We start from the raw sequence: 18,939 nt of genomic DNA on the forward strand, positions 1-18,939 counted from the left end.
CGGACCGCCCTGGCCACCGGGGCCGGGCTTGCGGCCGCCCTGGGCGACGTCGACGGGGAGCATGACGAGCGCCGTCGTACCGCCGGAGTCGGAGGGGCGCAGCTGGATGCGGATGCCGTGTCGCAGGGACAGGCGGCCGACCACGAACAGACCCATGCGCCGGGAGACCGACACGTCCACGGTGGGCGGCGAGGCGAGCCGCTCGTTGATCGCGGCGAGGTCCTCGGGCGACAGGCCGATACCGGTGTCGTGGATCTCGACCAGCACCCGGCCGTCGGGCAGCGCGTGACCGGTCACCTTGACCTTGGTCTGCGGCGAGGAGAACGACGTCGCGTTCTCCAGCAGCTCGGCGAGCAGGTGCACGAGGTCGTTGACCACGCGGCCGGCCACGTCCGTGGACGGGACGGCGGCCAGCTCGATGCGCTCGTACTGCTCCACCTCGGACGCGGCGGCGCGCAGGACGTCGACCAGCGGGACCGGGCGGGTCCACCGGCGGCCGGGCTCCTCACCCGCGAGGACGAGGAGGTTCTCGCCGTTACGGCGCATGCGGGTCGCGAGGTGGTCGAGCTTGAAGAGCGAGGACAGCTGGTCCGGGTCGGCCTCGCGGGACTCCAGCTCGGAGATGAGCGAGAGCTGGCGCTGGATGAGACCCTGCGAGCGGCGCGAGAGGTTGGTGAACATCGCGTTGACGTTGCCCCGCAGCAGGGCCTGCTCGGCGGCGAGGCGGACCGCCTCGCGGTGCACGTCGTCGAAGGCCGCGGCCACCTGGCCGATCTCGTCGCGCGAGTGCACACCGACGGACTCCACGGACGTGTCCACGTCCTGCGGGTCGGTCTCGGACAGCTGCTTGACGAGCTCCGGCAGGCGTTCCTGGGCGACCCGGGTCGCGGTGTCCTGCAGGCGGCGCAGCGAGCGGATCATGGACCGGGCCATGATGAACGCGCCGACGAGCGAGACGCCGAGGACGAGCAGGATCAGCGCACCGTTGATGATGGCGTCGCGCTGCGACTCGTTCTTGAGCTCACGGGCCTTCTGCTCCATGTCCTCGAGCAGCGTGAGCTCGATGACCTTCATCGCCTGGAGCTTGGTGTCGTCCGCGTCGTACCAGTCCATCCAGGACCGGTTCTTCTCCTTGCCGAACTGTCCCTGGGTGGTCAGCACCCGGCGCGCGTAGTGGTCGGCGCTGCCGACCTCCGCGTTGCCGTCGCCGAGGGACTGCAGGAGCTCCTCGGCCTTGCCCTGGTAGACGAGTTCGAAGGTCTTCTTCGCCTGGCTCTCGCCGCGCAGCGCGGAGAAGGCGTACAGGCGGTCGTTCTCCTCCAGCCGGCCCGGCTTGTCGCCGCTCTCGGGGAGCGCGGCGGCGATGATCGCGCGCTGGATGGAGGCGTACTCCTTGGCGGAGGAGAACGCCGCCAGGGCGCGGGTGCGCTTGATCATCTCGGGGCTGGAGGTGGCCTGGGCCATGTCCTGGGAGAGGGACAGCAGCGAGACGATCAGCGCGTTGTACTCGGTGACGGTCTGCTGGGCGCTGCTCTGGTAGGCCTTCTTGCGGATGTCCTCGATGCCGGAGAGCTGGCGGCCGATCTGCAGGACGTTGTTGCGGATCGACTTGAGGGTGTCGTCCTTGTCCTCGGAGGAGTCGATCTTGTCGGTCGCCGCGGCGAAGGCCGCCATGGCGGTGTCCGTCTGGTCGCGCACGCCCTGGACGAGGCTGTTGGGCTTGCCCGACCTGTCGTTCGTGAGCGGACCGGCGGACTTGTCCCGCTCCTCCTGGAGCATGGCGGCCAGGTTGGTGGCCTGCCGGGTCATCGTCGTCAGGAGCTGCATGTGCTCCAGCTGATCGATGTTGTTCAGGGAGTCGTTGATGCGGAAGCCACCCAGGGTGGTGGCGGCGACGACCGGCAGGGTCAGCAGCGACACCAGTCGCGTGCTGATGCGCCAGTTCTGCATGGAGATACGGGAACCGGGGCCCACGGGGGCCTTCGGTATCGCCTGGTCCTGCCCGGTGGTCTCCTCCGTCACGGACGGAGCGGCATCGCCCTTGGGCCTGTTCTTCGCCTTGGCCTTGCCCCTGCCCTTCGCCTTCGCGGCGGCGGGGGAGTCGGGGCCGGCGCCGGCGCCGGGGGCGCCGGCAGCGGGCCCGCTGTTCTGGGCGTGCTGGGGCGAGAAGCCACGGTCGGTCCCGCCGCGCGGCTCCTGCTCCGCGGCAGCGTCCCCTCGGCCCTGAAGGGCCTGGGGAGACCCCTTGCCATCCCTCTTGAATCGTCCCTGCACTAGCGTCGCAACCTCTGGACCAGGCGTCCCTCCGGGTGAGCGGCGGGACGGTGTCGAGTCGTGGGGCACCGACGGCCCCATGGTGGTCTTCGGCGACCGGCGCGTCTCCCCTTCCTGGTCGCCGCGCTGGCGCTGTTCAGCGCCCTGCGCGCCGGCTGATACCCGCGGCGGTCCCGCGAATTCCAGCACAGTGCTGGATCTCCAACAAGGTGCGGCGGCGGCCCCGGGGCGCCGGTTGCGTCAGGTGACAGCAGCGCTACGGACCGTGGAAGTCGTTCCGGGGCGAATCGGACTTACGCCCAGCAAACGGCGAGTCCGGCAAGGTGTCCCAGTCGTAATGATCAGGAGCGGAATGCTGCATTCACGGCCGCAATGTCCGTTTCGTGGACCCCTGTTGACTGACCGTTATGTCCAGAATGCCCGCTCGCTGGTGAGCAAACTCACATGCCATGAGCCCATGGATCCCGGTAATGACGGGGAATCGGATGTTTAGCCTGACCTCTTCAAGGGATGGCCGACCGACGACCTCCCGCGACCGAGGATCCGATACCCCGATGAAGACGACGATGATGTTCCGCAACATAGCCAACCCGCGCCGCACCACCCTCGCCCACCTCAAGGACGCCGAGGAGCTGCAGGCGCCCCAGGCTCCGGAGCACGCCGTCGAGCTGCCCACCCAGACCGCCAACCCGCGCCGCACCGTCCTGATGGACGCGCCCGCCGCCGCCGCGCAGTAACGCGCGCGATCAGGGCCTGCCCGCCGCGTTAGCCTGGAAACCGCAAGATTCCAGCAGCGGACACCAGAGGGGCAGACGCAACACGTGCGCATCGCCAGGTTCTCGATCGACGGCAATGTCGCCTTCGGCGCGGTCGAGGGCGACAGCGCCCCCGGCGCTGAGGGGGAGCTCGTCCTCGACATCATCAAGGGCATTCCCTTCGCGGACTTCGAGCTCTCCGGGACCAAGGTCCCCCTCGGCAAGGTCCGCCTGCTGCCGCCCGTGCTCCCGAACAAGGTCGTGGCCATCGGCCGCAACTACGCGGAGCACGCGGCGGAGCTCGGCAACGAGGTGCCGGACGCGCCGGTCGCCTTCTTCAAGCCCTCCACCTCGGTGGTCGGCCCCGGCGACCCCATCGCCTACCCCTCCTTCTCCCAGGAGCTGCACCACGAGGCCGAGCTCGCCGTCGTGATCGGCCGGATGTGCCGCGAGGTCCCGCGCGAGCGGGTCAAGGACGTCATCCTCGGCTACACCTGCGCCAACGACGTCACCGCGCGCGACGTCCAGAAGCGCGAGAACCAGTGGGCCCGGGCCAAGGGCTTCGACAGCTCCTGCCCGCTGGGCCCCTGGATCGAGACGGAGCTGGACCCCGGCGACCTCGCCGTCGAGTGCACGGTCAACGGGGAGCGGCGGCAGCTCGGCCGCACCAGCGAGATGGTCCGCTCCGTGGAGGACCTGATCGTCCACATCACCGAGGCCATGACGCTGCTCCCGGGCGACGTCGTCCTCACGGGGACCCCGGCGGGAGTCGGCCCCCTCAACGTCGGCGACGAGGTCGCCGTCACCATCGAAGGTATCGGCACTCTCACCAACAAGGTGATCAAGCGTGGCTAACGCGAACTCCCCCGAGGTCTCGACTTCGCTCGAGCAGGGGGGACCCCCCCGCGTCCGTTTCTGTCCCTCGCCGACCGGCAACCCCCACGTGGGCCTGGTCCGCACCGCCCTGTTCAACTGGGCGTTCGCCCGCCACCACGGCGGCACGTTCGTCTTCCGCATCGAGGACACCGACGCGGCGCGCGACTCCGAGGAGTCGTACGAGCAGCTGCTCGACTCCCTGAAGTGGCTCGGCTTCACCTGGGACGAGGGCCCCGAGGTCGGCGGCCCGCACGCCCCGTACCGCCAGTCCCAGCGCATGGACATCTACGCGGACGTCGCGAAGAAGCTGCTGGACGGCGGTTACGCCTACCACTGCTACTGCACCGCCGAGGAGCTGGACGAGCGCCGCGAGCTCGCCCGCCGCGAGGGCCGCCCGTCCGGCTACGACGGCATGTGCCGCACCGTGACCGCCGAGCAGAAGGCCGTCTACGAGGCCGAGGGCCGCACCCCGATCGTGCGCTTCCGGATGCCCGACGAGCCGATCACCTTCACCGACCTGGTCCGCGGCGAGCTGACCTTCACCCCGGAGAACGTGCCGGACTACGGCATCCTGCGGGCCAACGGCGCCCCGCTGTACACGCTGGTCAACCCGGTCGACGACGCGCTGATGGAGATCACGCACGTGCTGCGCGGCGAGGACCTGCTGTCCTCCACCCCGCGGCAGATCGCCCTGTACAAGGCGCTGATCGAGCTCGGCATCGCCCAGGGGATCCCGTCCTTCGGCCACCTGCCGTACGTGATGGGCGAGGGCAACAAGAAGCTCTCCAAGCGGGACCCGCAGTCCTCGCTGAACCTCTACCGCGAGCGCGGCTTCCTGCCCGAGGGCCTGCTGAACTACCTCTCGCTGCTCGGCTGGTCCTTCTCGGCCGACCAGGACCTGTTCTCCGTCGACGAGATGGTCGCGAAGTTCGACATCGGCGACGTGAACGCCAACCCGGCCCGCTTCGACCTCAAGAAGTGCGAGGCGATCAACGCCGAGCACATCCGCCGCCTGGACGTGAAGGCCTTCGCCGAGGCCTGCACCCCGTGGCTGCGGGCCCCGCACGCCCCGTGGGCGCCGGAGGACTTCGACCAGGCCGCCTGGGAGGCCATCGCGCCGCACGCCCAGACGCGCCTGACGGTCCTGTCGGAGATCACGGCCAACGTCGACTTCCTGTTCCTGAAGGAGCCGGTCCAGGACGACGCCTCCTGGGAGAAGGCCATGAAGGGCGACCCGGTGGCCCTGCTGACCACCGCGCGCGAGAAGCTCGAGGCCGCGGACTGGAGCAGCGCCGAGTCCCTGAAGGAGGCCGTCCTGGCCGCCGGCGAGGCCCACGGCCTCAAGCTCGGCAAGGCCCAGGCCCCGGTCCGGGTCGCGGTCACCGGCCGCACGATCGGTCTGCCGCTCTTCGAGTCCCTGGAGATCCTGGGCAAGGAGCGGACCCTCGCCCGCATCGACGCGGCCCTGGCGAAGCTCGCCGGCTGAGCCGTTCGTCACACCAGCGGGAAGCACCCTTGAACGTTCAAGGGTGCTTCCCCGTTTTTTCGCCCCGGTTTCGCTGTAGCGTCGGTCACATGCCGATCCGAGCCGTGCTCTGGGACATCGACGACACCCTGTTCGACTACACGGGGGCCGACACCGCGGGGTTCGCGCGCCACCTGGCCGAGGAGGGCCTGGGCGGGCGGTACGGGACGCCGCAGGAGGCGCTCGCCCTGTGGCGGGAGGCCACCGAGCGGCAGTGGGCGCGCTTCGCGGCCGGCGCGACGACCTTCCAGGGGCAGCGGCGCGAGCGGGTGCGCGACTTCCTCGGCGCACCCGGCATGGACGACGACGAGGCCGACCGCTGGTTCGAGCGGTACGTCACGCACTACCGGGCGGCCTGGGCGCTCTTCCCCGACGTCGTGCCGGTCCTGGACGCCCTGGCGGCCAGCCACCGGCACGGGGTGCTCTCGAACTCCAGCAGCGCCAACCAGGACGACAAGCTGCGCCGGCTGGGCCTGCGCGACCGCTTCGAGGTCCTGGTCTGCGCCGCCGAGCTCGGCGTGAGCAAGCCGGAGGCCGCCGCCTTCCGGGCCGCCTGCGCGGCCCTGGGGCTCCCGGCGGCCGAGGTGGCGTACGTGGGCGACCAGCCGGAGATCGACGCCCGTGGGGCCCGGGACGCCGGGCTGCTGGCCGTCTGGCTCGATCGCGACGGTCGCCGCGGCCCCGGACCGCGGGGCGCGCACCGGATCACGGGCCTCGACCAGCTCCCCGCGGTGCTGGCCGGGGATACCCGTTTTGGAGCACGGTCAGGCATCCGGTAATGTTCTTTCTGCGCCGCCGGGGCGGGCCGAAAGGCCGGAAGCCACGGAGGCGCCACTCAGAGCGAAACCCCTCACAGGGGGTTGAGTTTTGGTGGGGTATGGTGTAATTGGCAACACGGCTGATTCTGGTTCAGTTGTTCTAGGTTCGAGTCCTGGTACCCCAGCGCAGTGCGCATGCAGTGCTTGCCCCCGTTGTGTAGCGGCCTAGCACGCCGCCCTCTCAAGGCGGTAGCGCCGGTTCGAATCCGGTCGGGGGTACAGATCCTTCCCGCGAGGTCTCCTGGGTAGCTCCCGGACGCCTCGATGCAGGATCGCTAGGGCCCCCGTTGTGTAGCGGCCTAGCACGCCGCCCTCTCAAGGCGGTAGCGCCGGTTCGAATCCGGTCGGGGGTACCAACTGGTCTAAACCACCAGTGGCCTATGGTGTAATTGGCAGCACGACTGATTCTGGTTCAGTTAGTCTTGGTTCGAGTCCAGGTAGGCCAGCTGATCTGCAGAAATCCAGATCTTGCCCCCGTTGTGTAGCGGCCTAGCACGCCGCCCTCTCAAGGCGGTAGCGCCGGTTCGAATCCGGTCGGGGGTACACCGAGGGAAGGCCCTCCGTGATCATCACGGAGGGCCTTCTCGCGTTTTCCGCGAGCAGGGGCCCGCACAGCAGAAGGCCGGGGGCGCCTGGCTGGACGTGTGCGGCGTCGAAGGCGCCCCCGGCACGGGGGGAACGGGGGAAAGGGGAGGGAGTCGATCAGCCGGAGCGGCGGAGGGCCTCCGTGAGGCGGGCCGCCGCGTCTATCACCGCCTGGGCGTGCATCCGGCCCGGGTGCCGGGTCAGCCGCTCGATCGGGCCGGAGACCGACACGGCGGCCACCACGCGGTTCGAGGGGCCCCGGACGGGCGCCGAGACGGAGGCCACGCCGGGCTCCCGCTCGCCGATCGACTGGGCCCAGCCCCGGCGCCGTACGCCGGACAGGGCGGTCGCCGTGAAGCGGGCCCCCTGGAGGCCGCGGTGCAGCCGCTCGGGCTCTTCCCAGGCCATCAGGACCTGGGCCGAGGAGCCGGCCTTCATGGTGAGCGTGCTGCCCACGGGAACGGTGTCCCGCAGGCCCGACAGCCGCTCGGCCGCCGCCACGCAGATCCGCATGTCTCCCTGCCGGCGGTAGAGCTGCGCGCTCTCGCCGGTCACGTCGCGCAGGTGGGTCAGTACCGGTCCCGCCGTGGCCAGCAGGCGGTCCTCACCGGCCGCGGCGGCAAGCTCTGCCAACCGCGGACCGAGGATGAACCGGCCCTGCATGTCCCTCGCCACCATCCGGTGGTGTTCCAGTGCCACGGCCAGACGGTGGGCCGTGGGTCGTGCGAGCCCTGTCGCCGCGACCAGCCCGGCGAGGGTGGCCGGACCGGACTCCAGTGCGCTCAATACCAGAGCTGCCTTGTCGAGAACGCCGACGCCGCTAGAGTTGTCCATGCAACGATATTCACGTCTCACACTGTGAAACGCAAGTTCAAATTCTCCGGGAACTTGCGAAGGTGGATGTGGGCGGCCGCACCACGGCCCTCGTACCAGGTCTCTAGCGGTGCCGGCGCATACGCCGGCCGGAGGGAAAGCGATGGGTAGGACACTCGCGGAGAAGGTCTGGGACGACCACGTCGTCCGGCGCGCCGAGGGCGAGCCCGACCTCCTCTACATCGATCTGCACCTCCTGCACGAGGTGACCAGCCCGCAGGCCTTCGACGGGCTGCGGGCCAACGGCCGCCCGGTCCGCCGGCTGGACCTGACCATCGCCACCGAGGACCACAACACCCCCACCCTCGACATCGACAAGCCCATCGCCGACCCGGTCTCCCGCGCCCAGCTGGAGACCCTGCGCAAGAACTGCGCCGAGTTCGGCGTCCGGCTGCACCCGCTGGGTGACGTCGAGCAGGGTGTCGTCCACGTGGTGGGACCGCAGCTGGGCCTGACCCAGCCGGGCACCACCGTGGTCTGCGGCGACTCCCACACCTCCACGCACGGCGCCTTCGGCGCCCTGGCCTTCGGCATCGGCACCAGCCAGGTCGAGCACGTGCTGGCCACCCAGACGCTGCCGATGGCCCGCCCCAAGACCATGGCGATCACGGTCACGGGCGAGCTGGCCGAGGGCGTCACCGCCAAGGACCTGATCCTGGCGATCATCGCCAAGATCGGTACCGGCGGCGGCCAGGGCTACGTCCTGGAGTACCGCGGCGAGGCCATCGAGAAGCTCTCGATGGAGGCCCGCATGACCATCTGCAACATGTCGATCGAGGCCGGCGCCCGGGCGGGCATGATCGCCCCCGACCGGACCACCTTCGACTACCTCCGGGGCCGCGACCACGCGCCCGTCGGCGAGGACTGGGACGCCGCCGTCGCGTACTGGGAGACGCTGCGCACGGACGACGACGCCGTCTTCGACGCCGAGGTCGTCATCGACGGCTCCGCCCTCACCCCGTTCGTCACCTGGGGCACCAACCCCGGCCAGGGCGCGCCGCTGTCCGCGTCGGTCCCCGACCCGGCTTCGTACGAGGACCCTTCGGAGCGCCTCGCCGCCGAAAAGGCCCTGGAGTACATGGGGTTGACCGCCGGGCAGCCGCTGCGGGACATCAAGGTGGACACCGTCTTCGTAGGTTCCTGCACCAACGGCCGGATCGAGGACCTGCGGGCCGTCGCCGAGGTCATCAAGGGCCGCAAAGTCGCCGACGGGGTACGGATGCTGGTCGTTCCCGGCTCCGTACGGGTGGCGCTGCAGGCCGTCGAGGAGGGCCTGGACAAGGTCTTCAAGGAGGCCGGTGCCGAGTGGCGGCACGCCGGCTGCTCGATGTGCCTGGGCATGAACCCCGACCAACTGGCCCCCGGTGAGCGCTCGGCGTCCACCTCCAACCGCAACTTCGAGGGCCGGCAGGGCAAGGGCGGCCGCACCCACCTGGTCTCGCCGCCGGTGGCCGCCGCCACCGCCGTGCTGGGCCACCTGGCCTCGCCCGCCGACCTGACCGACGCCACCGCCACCGCCACCGCCGGAGCCCGATAACCATGGAAGCCTTCACCACGCACACCGGCCGGGCCGTCCCGCTGCGCCGCAGCAACGTCGACACCGACCAGATCATCCCGGCCCACTGGCTGAAGAAGATCACCCGTGACGGGTTCGAGGACGGCCTCTTCGAGGCCTGGCGCAAGGACCCGGAGTTCGTCACCAACCGGCCCGAACGCCAGGGCGCGACCGTGCTGGTCGCCGGCCCCGACTTCGGCACCGGCTCCTCCCGCGAGCACGCCGTGTGGGCGCTGCAGAACTTCGGCTTCAAGGCCGTCATCTCCTCGCGCTTCGCCGACATCTTCCGGGGCAACTCCCTCAAGAACGGCCTGCTGACCGTCGTCCTGCCGCAGGAGACCGTCGACCGGCTGTGGGAGCTGACCGAGGCCGACCCGACCGCCGAGATCACCGTCGACCTGGTCGCCCGGCAGGTCCGCGCGGCCGGAATCGAGGCGGAGTTCGAGCTCGACGACAATGCCCGGTGGCGGCTGCTGGAGGGACTGGACGACATCTCCCTCACCCTTCAGAACGAAGCCGACATCGCCCGCTACGAAAGCGCCCGGCCGTCCTTCAAGCCGCGCACGATTGCCCTGTGATTCAGGCCTGATCAGCGCATTTCCCCGGCCGGGTGACACCGTCACCCGCACTGTGCCCCCCGCCCCGAGGCGGGGGGCACAGCCGTATGTTGAGGCCCCGTGAGGCGACAACTCGCCCCAGATGGCACAATCTGTGCATGGAACGCGACAGTCAACTCGAGCTCTACGAACTCGTCGCGGACCGGTTGAAAGAAGCACACGCAAGGGTGCGCGCACTGCAAGTCCCGGAGGGCGTAAGGATGGCGCTGTCCCGGAAGCTGTTGGTCGTCACGGCCGCGGCGAAGCACGATCTCGCCGATGCGGCAAGGCGCCTGGACAGGTTGATGAAGGACCTCGACGAGGGTCGATTCCCTGAAGGCGACTGATGCGAAGGAACTCCGCAACGGCTCCCGCCGTTGCGGCACTAGGGTGATAAGCCCGTTTCGTGTTTGATTTGCGGTATATATCCGCCTAACGTGCGAAATAAGCTTGAACACATTCGTTCTGGCGATGTCTCCGAAGGGGAAGACGTGAACAAGGCGCAGCTCGTAGAAGCGATTGCCGACAAGCTCGGCGGCCGCCAGCAGGCCGCTGACGCTGTCGACGCCGTACTCGACGCGATGGTCCGCGCGGTGGTCGCGGGTGACCGCGTCTCGGTCACGGGCTTCGGCTCGTTCGAGAAGGTGGACCGGCCGGCCCGGTACGCCCGCAACCCGCAGACGGGTGAGCGCGTGCGGGTCAAGAAGACCTCCGTGCCCCGCTTCCGGGCCGGTCAGGGCTTCAAGGACCTGGTCAGCGGTGCCAAGAAGCTGCCGAAGGGCGAGGAGATCGCCGTCAAGAAGGCCCCCAAGGGCAGCCTGATGGCCGCCGCCGCGGCGGGTACCAGCAGCCGTTCCACGATCAAGAAGGCGGCCGCCAAGAAGGCCACCACCGCCAAGAAGGCGGCCCCGGCCAAGAAGGCGACCGCCACCAAGACCGCCACGGCGAAGAAGACCACCGCCAAGAAGGCCACCCCGGCGAAGAAGGCCACGACGGCCAAGACCACCGCGGCCAAGAAGGCCACGCCGGCCAAGACCACCGCGGCCAAGAAGACCGCCACGGCGAAGAAGACCGCGCCGGCCAAGAAGGCCGTCGCGAAGAAGGCGCCCGCCAAGAAGACGACGGCGCGCAAGACCACCACCGCGAAGAAGACCACGACCCGCAAGCGCTGACCGCCCAGGTCGTCCGTCACACACGCCGGGCCGGCTTCCCCCACCGGGGAAGCCGGCCCGCGGTGCTGTTCGCGCAGCTCAGCGGCCGCGCGGCGGCCCGATCAGAAGGTTTGCAGAGTGATCAGCGTGATCCTCAGGGCCGCGCCCTCGCCCTCGGTCTCGATCCGCACGCGCTGCCCCGGGCGCAGCAGCCGCAGCCCGCCCGCGTCGAACGCGGGAGCCTCGAAGGGCACCGGCGTGCCGTCGTCCAGCAGCACACTGCCGCTGCGGGTCTGGGAGTCGTACGTGTACGCGGTCGCCTGCATACGGGCACTGTATCGGGCGGTGTACGGGCCCAGCCCCAGGGCCGCCGCGGCCCGCAGATCGGCCCCCGTGTCCACGTCCCGCCGCACGCTCGGCACGTCCGCCCGGGCGATTTCCACCGCCCCCGACGCGGAATGGCGGGCCCGGGAGGGCCCTCCGAACGCGGGTGCCAATTCATGGTCCGGTGCCGCGGAAAGCAAGGTCGTCCCGATTCCCGCCGCATCCGACAGAAATGCGCGCGGAAATCCTTCCGCGCTTTCGAGCACGCGTAGCAATTCCGACGGGCGCAACGCCGGCAGGTCGGCGTTCATCGCCGCGACCGGCGCCCCCGGCCGCCCCGCGCGCACGGCGCGCGCCCCGTGGGCCAGGGCCGCGTTGAGCCCCGCCGCCGGCGCGTCCGGCACGATCCGCGCCCCCAGGAGCGCCAGTTCCGCCCCGGCCCGCGGGTCGTCCGTGACGACCACCACATCGCGCACCGCCGCGCAGGACAGCGCCGCGGCCACGGTGTCCTGGGCGAAGGCCAGCACCAGGCCCGCCCGGTCCGCCCCGGCGGCCGGGGCCAGCCGGCTCTTGGCCACCGCCAAGGGCTTGAGCGGCACCACCAGGCTCCAGACGGCGTTCGTGGCGGGCCCCCCTTCCCTCGTACATGTGTCGGGCCATTGTCACCCCCGCCAGGGCAGCCCGTGGGCCCCTCGCGGTGAGCGGGGCGTACGGTGTTCTCGACAGCGGCCGGACCCGGGGCGACACTTGTCCGGCCGACCGGATGCTCCTCATCCGCATCCGGCACGAAGAAGGAAGGTGCACGCGTGTCCCGCCGCAGAATCGGCTTCTGGTACCGCCTGGCGGCGGTCATCGCAAAACCGCCGCTGGTGGTGCTGTTCAAGCGGGACTGGCGGGGAATGGAGCACATTCCGGCCGACGGGGGATTCATCACCGCCGTCAACCACAACTCCTACCTGGACCCGCTCTCCTACGCGCACTACCAGTACAACACCGGCCGCGTGCCCCGCTTCCTCGCCAAGGCCGCCCTCTTCAAGGGCTCCTTCGTCGGCAGCATCCTGCGCGGGACCGGCCAGATCCCGGTCTACCGCGAGACCACCAACGCCCTCGACGCCTTCCGGGCCGCCGTGGACGCCATCGAGCGCGGCGAGTGCGTGGCCTTCTACCCCGAGGGCACCCTCACCCGGGACCCCGACATGTGGCCGATGGCCGGCAAGACCGGCGCCGCGCGGGTCGCCCTGCTCACCAAGGCCCCGGTCATCCCGGTGGCGCAGTGGGGGGCGAACCTGGCGATGCCGCCGTACGCCAAGGAGAACAAGCTCTCGCTGTTCCCGCGCAAGACGCTCCAGGTGCTGGCCGGGCCGCCGGTGGACCTCTCCGCCTACTACGACCGCGAGCCCACCCCGGAGGTCCTCAAGGAGGCCACCGAGACCATCATGGCGGCCATCACCGCCCTGCTGGAGGAGCTGCGCGGCGAGCGGGCCCCGGATCAGCCGTACGACCACCGCAGGGCCAGGGCGGAACAGCGGCGCAAGGCCGCGGGGGAGGGCAAGAAGTGACGCGTCCCGTGAAGGCAGCCGTCTACGGAACCGGTTCCTGGGGCACCGCCTTCGGCATGGTGCTGGCCGACGCCGGCTGCGAGGTGACCCTGTGGGGGCGCCGCCAGGAACTGGCCGACGCCGTCAACCGCACCCGGACCAACCCGGACTACCTGCCCGGTGTGGAGCTCCCGGCGAACCTGCGCGCCACCACCGACCCGGCCGAGGCCGCGCACGAGGCCGACTTCACGGTCCTGGCGGTCCCCTCCCAGACCCTGCGCGGCAACCTCGCCGCCTGGGCGCCGCTGCTGGCCCCCGACACCGTGCTCGTCTCCCTGATGAAGGGCATCGAACTCGGCACGGCCAAGCGGATGAGCGAGGTCGTCGAAGAGGTCGCCAAGGTCCCCGCCGAGCGCGTCGCGGTCGTCACCGGCCCCAACCTGGCCCGGGAGATCGCCGCCCGGCAGCCCGCCGCCTCCGTGGTGGCCTGCGTGGACGAGGCCGTCGCCCAGCGGCTCCAGGCCGCCTGCCACACGCCGTACTTCCGCCCGTACACCAACACCGACGTGGTCGGCTGCGAGCTCGGCGGCGCGGTCAAGAACGTCATCGGACTCGCCGTCGGCATCGCCGACGGCATGGGGCTGGGCGACAACACCAAGGGCTCCCTGATCACCCGCGGGCTGGCCGAGACGACCCGGCTGGGCCTGGCCATGGGCGCCGACCCGCTGACCTTCTCGGGCCTGGCCGGCCTCGGCGACCTCGTCGCGACCTGCTCCTCGCCGCTCTCCCGGAACCACACCTTCGGTACCAACCTGGGCCGCGGGATGAGCCTGGAGGAGACCATCGCGGTGACCCGGCAGACCGCCGAGGGGGTCAAGTCCTGCGAGTCGGTGGCCGATCTGGCGCGCCGGCACGGGGTCGACATGCCGATCACCGACACGGTCGTGGACATCGTCCACCACGGCAAGCCGCCGCTGGTCGCGCTGAAGGACCTGATGTCCCGCAGTGCGAAACCGGAACGCCGCTGACACCTCCCCGTGGCGCCGAGCGGGTAGTCTCAAGCCGATATGAGCAGCGAGACCTTCCCCCAGAGCCCTGAGCAGCAGCGTCGCAAGCCGCGCGTGGCCGTCGTGTTCGGCGGCCGCAGCTCCGAACACGGCATCTCGGTCGTCACGGCGGGCGCCGTTCTGCGCTCCATCGACCGGTCCAAGTACGAGGTGCTGCCCATCGGCATCACCACCGACGGCCGGTGGGCGCTGACCGCCGACGAGCCCGAGCGGATGGCGATCACCGACCGCAAGCTCCCGGACGTCGGTGAGCTCGCCGAGTCCGCCGAGGGCGGGGTCGTCCTGCCCGTGGACCCCGCCAACCGCGAGGTCGTCTACACCGAGCCGGGTGTCGTGCCCAAGGCGCTCGGCGAGGTCGACGTCGTCTTCCCGATGCTGCACGGCCCCTACGGCGAGGACGGCACCCTGCAGGGCCTGCTGGAGCTCTCCGGCATCCCCTACGTCGGCTCGGGCGTGCTCGCCTCGGCCGTCGGCCAGGACAAGGAATACATGAAGCGGGTGTTCACCTCGTTCGGGCTGCCGGTCGGCCCGTACGTGACGGTGCGTCCCCGCGAGTGGGAGCAGGACCCGGCGGCCGCCCGCAAGAAGATCGTCGACTTCGCCGGCGAGCACGGCTGGCCGCTGTTCGTGAAGCCCGCCCGGGCCGGTTCCTCGATCGGCATCACCAAGGTCGACGACCTCTCCGGCCTGGACGAGGCCGTCGAGGAGGCCCGCCGCCACGACCCGAAGATCCTCGTGGAGGCGCTGCTGCGCGGCCGCGAGATCGAGTGCGGCGTCCTGGAGTTCGAGGACGGCCCGCGCGCCAGCGTGCCCGCCGAGATCCCGCCGGTCTCCAGCCACGACTTCTACGACTTCGAGGCGAAGTACATCGACTCCGCCTCGGGCATCGTGCCCGCCCCGCTGACCCCCGAGCAGACCGCCGAGGTCCAGCGGCTGGCGGTCGAGGCCTTCGAGGCCGCGTCCTGCGAGGGCCTGGTGCGTGCCGACTTCTTCCTCACCGAGGACGGCACGTTCGTGATCAACGAGATCAACACCATGCCCGGCTTCACGCCGATCTCCATGTACCCGCGGATGTGGCAGGAGTCCGGCGTGGCCTACCCGGAGCTGGTCGACCGCCTCATCCAGGCGGCCCTGCGCCGCTCCACGGGCCTGCGCTGACCCACGTGCACGGACCGCCCGCCGGGTTCCTTCCCGGCGGGCGGTCCGCTGCGCGATCAGTAGCCGGCGATCCCCTCCGGGATCGTCCCGGCGATCGCCGCGGAGAGCCCGACCAGCATCCCGGCGTCCTTGGCGTGCGCCTTGTCGACCACGACCTCGGTGTACGCCAGCCGCATCCCGGTGGTGAACCGGAAGCCGCCGCCGGCCTCGTCGTCGAGCGGCTCCAGCAGCCACGCGACGCCGTTGACGTGGATCCCGTCCTGCTGCGGATCGGACATCTTCGGGGGCTTGGGGATCCCGCACCGCAGTACGATCGCCGAGCCGCCCCACGCGGCGGTCAGGTCGGAGCGCGGTTCGGTGGCGCTCCGCGCCAGACCGGCCACCTGGTCCGGGAGCTCGTCGTGCAGCGCGGCACACAGCTTCGCGACCTCGGCGGGCGGCGCGGGCGGAGGTTCCACCCGGGCCGCCGCGTCGCCCGGGGCGCAGCCCGCGAGGGCGAGCGCGGCCAGCAGGGCGGGCAGACGGAGGGGCCGGCGGTGCAGGGACATCACCGGCCAAGAGTAGACGGGGGCTACAGATGCACCACCGGGCAGGTCAGGGTCCGGGTGATCCCTTCCACCTGCTGGACCTTGGCGACCACCATGCGGCCGAGTTCGTCCACGGTGTCGGCCTGGGCCCGCACGATCACGTCGTACGGCCCCGTCACGTCCTCCGCCTGGATCACCCCCTGGATCTGGGAGATGGACTCGGCGACGAGCGACGCCTTTCCCACCTCGGTCTGGATGAGGATGTACGCCTGTACCACGGAACCTCCAGGGCGGCCACGAGGATCATTTCCCCCTACCCTCGGGGAGGGCCCGGCCGTTCGGGTGGGCCCGGGGGAGAAGGGACGCCACGGTACCGCGTCCCCACGTGCCACGGGGAGACCCGGGGGAACGGCGGGGCGCGCAGCGGGGCGTACGCAGAGCAGAAGTTGACGTATCTGTTGACGGTACCCAGAGCTGTGACGGCTCGCGACCGCAAGCGGACTGGGCCAGAAGGAGCACAGCGATGAAGGGCACTGTGGGCGAGCTGGGAGAGTTCGGGCTCATCAGGGAGCTCACCTCCCGGCTCACCACCACCCCGGCGGTCCGGCTGGGGCCCGGCGACGACGCCGCGGTGGTGTCGGCACCCGACCGCCGTGTCGTGGCCAGCACGGACATCCTGCTGGAGGGCAGGCACTTCAGGCGCGACTGGTCCACGGCCTACGACGTCGGCCGCAAGGCCGCCGCCCAGAACCTGGCCGACATCGCCGCCATGGGCGCGGTGCCCACCGCGCTGCTGCTCGGGCTGGTGGTGCCCGCCGAACTGCCGGTCACCTGGCCCACCGAGCTGATGGACGGCCTGCGCGACGAGTGCCAGGTCGCCGGGGCCGCCGTGGTCGGCGGGGACGTCGTACGCGGCGACACCATCACCGTGGCGATCACCGCCCTGGGCGACCTGCGCAACCACGAGCCGGTCACCCGCTCCGGCGCCCAGCCCGGCGACGTGGTCGCCGTCACCGGCTGGCTCGGCTGGTCCGCGGCCGGCTTCGCCGTGCTCTCGCGCGGCTTCCGCTCGCCGCGGGCGTTCGTCGAGGCCCACCGCCGACCCGAGCCGCCCTACCACGCGGGCCCCGCGGCCGCCGGGCTCGGCGCCACCGCCATGACCGACGTCAGCGACGGGCTGATCGCCGACCTCGGCCACATCGCCGAGGCCAGCAAGGTCCGCATCGACCTGCGCTCCGGCGCCGTCGACATCCCGACCCAGATGCACGACATCGGCCAGGCCGTCGGCGTGGACCCGCTGCAGTGGGTGCTGACCGGCGGGGAGGACCACGCGATCGTCGCGACGTTCCCGCCGGACGTGAAGCTGCCGGCCCGCTGGAAGGTCATCGGCGAGGTCCTCAACCCCTCGGCGCAGCCGCAGGTGACCGTGGACGGCGCCCCCTGGACCAGCACCGGCGGCTGGGACCACTTCGGCGGCGAGCTCCCCGAGGAGCACCTGCGGTGACCACCGCCCCGGGCCCGGCCCCGCGCCGCCCCGTCCCGCCGCGCTGCCTGACCGTCGCCGGGTCCGACTCCGGCGGCGGCGCCGGCATCCAGGCCGACCTCAAGACCATGCTCGCCCTCGGCGTGCACGGCATGAGCGTGCTGACCGCCGTGACCGCCCAGAACTCCCTCGGGGTGCGCGGGGCCTGGGAGCTGCCCGCCGAGGCCGTCACGGCCCAGTACCGGGCCGTCGTGGACGACATCGGGGTGGACGCCGTCAAGACCGGGATGCTGTCCTCCGCGCCCCTGGTGGAGACCGTCGCCGAGCTGCTGGCCGGCACCGCCGCCCCGGCCGTGGTGGACCCCGTCGGCGTCTCCAAGCACGGGGACGCCCTGCTGGCCGCGTCCGCGCTGGACGCCGTACGCACCGAGCTGCTGCCGCGGGCCACCGTGGCGACGCCCAACCTCGACGAGGTCGAGCAGCTGACCGGGCTGCGGGTGGAGTCGGAGGACGACATGCGGCGGGCCGCCGACGCCGTCCTCGGCTTCGGCCCGCGCTGGGTGCTGGTCAAGGGCGGCCACCTGGCGGCCGGGCACGAGGCCGTCGACCTGCTCAGCGACGGCCGGCAGGAGCGGTGGCTGCGGGCCCCCCGGCACGGCAACCGGCACACCCACGGCACCGGCTGCACCCTCGCCAGCGCGATCGCGGCGGGGCTCGCCAAGGGCCTGACCGTGCCGGAGGCGGTCACCGCGGGCAAGGAGTACGTCACGGGCGCGATCGCGGCCGGCTTCGCCCTCGGCGCCGGCATCGGCCCCGTGGACCACGCCTGGCGCCTGCGCCGGGCGCCGTGATCCCGCCGCGCCGCCGCGTGCTCCCGCCCCGCCGCCACCCGCGGCGGCCCCGCGCGCGGGCAAGGCAAAAGGCCGGTCCACCGAGATGGACCGGCCTTCTTGGCAACCGGAAGGGCTGCGCTACGACGGGAGCGTCAGCGCGAGACCTTGCCGGCCTTGATGCACGAGGTGCAGGCGTTGAGGCGCTTCGGCGTCCCACCGACCACGGCACGCACGCGCTGGATGTTCGGGTTCCAGCGACGGGACGTACGGCGGTGCGAGTGCGAGATGTTGTTGCCGAAGCCCGGCCCCTTGCCGCAAACGTCGCAGTTGGCAGCCACAGGTCACTCCAAAGACTTCAGATGCACTTACAGTGAAATCCGGCGCACCGGATCAGAGATCTGAAGTGGTTTGCCGGGGAACGGCCCGACTGGCGTCGGGCAACCGGAGCAGCATACAACGGCTGCGTCCGTTCAAGAAAACTACCATGGACCGCCCCGACCGTCGGACCGAGCTTCCCGCCCTTCGTTACCCTGCGGTGAACCCAAGCCCGCACGAGGAGGAACGCCCGGTGCCGCACGAGCCGCACACCCTCGACGCCGACGCGGTGCGCACCTGGAGCTCCCTGGCCGTGGCCGCGCTCGGCCGCGCCCGCGAGGACATCGACGCGATCAACGTCTACCCGGTCGCGGACGCGGACACCGGGACGAACCTCTACCTGACCGCCGAGTCGGCCGCCCGCGAGGTCGAGGCCGCCGTCCCCGACGTGACGCACGGCACGGCCACCGCCACCCTGGGCGCGGCGGTACGGGCCTACGCGCACGGCGCGCTCATAGGCGCCCGCGGCAACTCCGGCACGATCCTGGCCCAGCTCCTGCTCGGCGTCGCCGACGTGCTGGGCACCGAGGCCGAGGGCGCCCCGGCCGCCGCGGAGGCGGCCACCGCCGCCGAGGCCGGCCGCCGGCTGGCCCACGCCCTGACCCGGGCCGCCGAGTCCGCGTACC

The 18,939-nt window shown here is 71.3% G+C and carries 19 protein-coding genes, 5 tRNA genes and 1 pseudogene; 19 read left to right on the forward strand and 6 right to left on the reverse strand.

The window, feature by feature from the left end; all coding sequences use genetic code 11:
* Positions 1-2,274, reverse strand: a 2,274-nt coding sequence (locus tag LG632_RS23105; protein ID WP_226729350.1) for a sensor histidine kinase, incomplete at its 3' end; no start/stop codon positions are given.
* Positions 2,275-2,828: 554 nt separating this feature from the next.
* On the opposite strand from LG632_RS23105, the gene LG632_RS23110 reads away from it, so the two are divergent.
* The 9 genes from LG632_RS23110 (at position 2,829) to LG632_RS23150 (ending at position 6,791) form a co-directional block, all read left to right on the forward strand.
* Positions 2,829-3,011: a hypothetical protein gene (locus LG632_RS23110; RefSeq protein ID WP_226729351.1), complete on the forward strand. Its 183-nt coding sequence runs from the start codon at positions 2,829-2,831 to the stop codon at positions 3,009-3,011.
* An 84-nt stretch (positions 3,012-3,095) separates the two neighbouring features.
* A complete protein-coding gene (locus LG632_RS23115; RefSeq protein WP_226729352.1) occupies positions 3,096-3,884 on the forward strand; it encodes a fumarylacetoacetate hydrolase family protein in 789 nt (262 codons plus the stop codon).
* The gene (gene gltX, locus LG632_RS23120) at positions 3,877-5,391 is read left to right on the forward strand and encodes a glutamate--tRNA ligase (RefSeq protein WP_226729353.1); all 1,515 of its coding nucleotides are present in this window, start codon (positions 3,877-3,879) and stop codon (positions 5,389-5,391) included. Before LG632_RS23115 ends, gltX begins: the two co-directional genes overlap by 8 nt.
* Positions 5,392-5,480: 89 nt before the next feature.
* Positions 5,481-6,209, forward strand: a complete 729-nt coding sequence (locus LG632_RS23125; protein ID WP_226729354.1) for an HAD family hydrolase — start codon at positions 5,481-5,483, stop codon at positions 6,207-6,209.
* 92 nt (positions 6,210-6,301) lie between these two features.
* Positions 6,302-6,373: transfer RNA gene (locus LG632_RS23130), tRNA-Gln, on the forward strand.
* A 21-nt stretch (positions 6,374-6,394) separates the two neighbouring features.
* Positions 6,395-6,467: transfer RNA gene (locus LG632_RS23135), tRNA-Glu, on the forward strand.
* Positions 6,468-6,528: 61 nt separating this feature from the next.
* A tRNA-Glu gene (locus LG632_RS23140) sits at positions 6,529-6,604 on the forward strand.
* A gap of 18 nt (positions 6,605-6,622) precedes the next feature.
* Positions 6,623-6,694: transfer RNA gene (locus tag LG632_RS23145), tRNA-Gln, on the forward strand.
* A gap of 24 nt (positions 6,695-6,718) precedes the next feature.
* Positions 6,719-6,791: transfer RNA gene (locus tag LG632_RS23150), tRNA-Glu, on the forward strand.
* 159 nt (positions 6,792-6,950) lie between these two features.
* Here the strand turns inward: LG632_RS23150 and ndgR are convergent.
* The gene (gene ndgR, locus LG632_RS23155) at positions 6,951-7,667 is read right to left on the reverse strand and encodes an IclR family transcriptional regulator NdgR (RefSeq protein ID WP_125643843.1); all 717 of its coding nucleotides are present in this window, start codon (positions 7,665-7,667) and stop codon (positions 6,951-6,953) included.
* Positions 7,668-7,809: 142 nt separating this feature from the next.
* Here ndgR and leuC point away from each other — a divergent pair, with 142 nt between their 5' ends.
* From leuC to LG632_RS23175, 4 genes are all read left to right on the forward strand, one after another.
* A complete protein-coding gene (gene leuC / locus LG632_RS23160) occupies positions 7,810-9,243 on the forward strand; it encodes a 3-isopropylmalate dehydratase large subunit (protein WP_226729355.1) in 1,434 nt (477 codons plus the stop codon).
* 2 nt (positions 9,244-9,245) lie between these two features.
* Positions 9,246-9,839, forward strand: a complete 594-nt coding sequence (gene leuD, locus LG632_RS23165; RefSeq protein WP_226729356.1) for a 3-isopropylmalate dehydratase small subunit — start codon at positions 9,246-9,248, stop codon at positions 9,837-9,839.
* Positions 9,840-9,976: 137 nt separating this feature from the next.
* Positions 9,977-10,204: an SCO5555 family protein gene (locus LG632_RS23170; RefSeq protein ID WP_226729357.1), complete on the forward strand. Its 228-nt coding sequence runs from the start codon at positions 9,977-9,979 to the stop codon at positions 10,202-10,204.
* Between the two features lie 144 nt (positions 10,205-10,348).
* Entirely contained in the window at positions 10,349-11,029 is a 681-nt protein-coding gene (locus LG632_RS23175) for an HU family DNA-binding protein (RefSeq protein WP_226729358.1), read from the forward strand.
* A 310-nt stretch (positions 11,030-11,339) separates the two neighbouring features.
* On the opposite strand, the pseudogene cofC reads toward LG632_RS23175, so the two are convergent.
* A pseudogene (gene cofC / locus LG632_RS23180) lies at positions 11,340-11,937 on the reverse strand (2-phospho-L-lactate guanylyltransferase); the annotation flags it as partial.
* Positions 11,938-12,138: 201 nt separating this feature from the next.
* Between cofC and LG632_RS23185 the strand changes: the two are divergent.
* Genes LG632_RS23185 through LG632_RS23195 form a run of 3 tightly spaced genes read left to right on the forward strand, consistent with a single transcriptional unit; the run spans position 12,139 to position 15,095 of the window.
* A complete protein-coding gene (locus LG632_RS23185; protein WP_226729359.1) occupies positions 12,139-12,891 on the forward strand; it encodes a lysophospholipid acyltransferase family protein in 753 nt (250 codons plus the stop codon).
* Positions 12,888-13,898 (forward strand): NAD(P)H-dependent glycerol-3-phosphate dehydrogenase, encoded by a 1,011-nt coding sequence (locus LG632_RS23190; RefSeq protein ID WP_226729360.1) that lies wholly within the window; start codon positions 12,888-12,890, stop codon positions 13,896-13,898. Before LG632_RS23185 ends, LG632_RS23190 begins: the two co-directional genes overlap by 4 nt.
* Positions 13,899-13,937: 39 nt before the next feature.
* Entirely contained in the window at positions 13,938-15,095 is a 1,158-nt protein-coding gene (locus tag LG632_RS23195) for a D-alanine--D-alanine ligase family protein (protein ID WP_226729361.1), read from the forward strand.
* Between the two features lie 56 nt (positions 15,096-15,151).
* Here LG632_RS23195 and LG632_RS23200 read toward each other — a convergent pair whose 3' ends face one another.
* Both LG632_RS23200 and LG632_RS23205 read right to left on the reverse strand, forming a co-directional pair.
* Positions 15,152-15,643, reverse strand: a complete 492-nt coding sequence (locus tag LG632_RS23200) for a DUF3515 family protein (RefSeq protein ID WP_226729366.1) — start codon at positions 15,641-15,643, stop codon at positions 15,152-15,154.
* A gap of 23 nt (positions 15,644-15,666) precedes the next feature.
* Complete coding sequence (locus LG632_RS23205; RefSeq protein ID WP_226729362.1) at positions 15,667-15,900, reverse strand: Lrp/AsnC ligand binding domain-containing protein; 234 nt, start codon at positions 15,898-15,900, stop codon at positions 15,667-15,669.
* 245 nt (positions 15,901-16,145) lie between these two features.
* Here LG632_RS23205 and LG632_RS23210 point away from each other — a divergent pair, with 245 nt between their 5' ends.
* Positions 16,146-17,126, forward strand: a complete 981-nt coding sequence (locus LG632_RS23210) for a thiamine-phosphate kinase (protein WP_226729363.1) — start codon at positions 16,146-16,148, stop codon at positions 17,124-17,126.
* Positions 17,123-17,956: a bifunctional hydroxymethylpyrimidine kinase/phosphomethylpyrimidine kinase gene (gene thiD, locus LG632_RS23215; RefSeq protein ID WP_226729364.1), complete on the forward strand. Its 834-nt coding sequence runs from the start codon at positions 17,123-17,125 to the stop codon at positions 17,954-17,956. The genes LG632_RS23210 and thiD overlap by 4 nt, the downstream gene beginning before the upstream one ends.
* 134 nt (positions 17,957-18,090) lie before the next feature.
* On the opposite strand, the gene rpmB is transcribed toward thiD, so the two are convergent.
* The gene (gene rpmB, locus LG632_RS23220) at positions 18,091-18,276 is read right to left on the reverse strand and encodes a 50S ribosomal protein L28 (RefSeq protein ID WP_031074643.1); all 186 of its coding nucleotides are present in this window, start codon (positions 18,274-18,276) and stop codon (positions 18,091-18,093) included.
* Positions 18,277-18,422: 146 nt separating this feature from the next.
* Between rpmB and LG632_RS23225 the strand changes: the two genes are divergently transcribed.
* A partial coding sequence (locus LG632_RS23225) for a DAK2 domain-containing protein (RefSeq protein WP_374203553.1) occupies positions 18,423-18,939 on the forward strand: 517 nt, incomplete at its 3' end.

The organism is Streptomyces antimicrobicus (assembly GCF_020532625.1).
Lineage (GTDB): Bacteria > Actinomycetota > Actinomycetes > Streptomycetales > Streptomycetaceae > Streptomyces > Streptomyces antimicrobicus.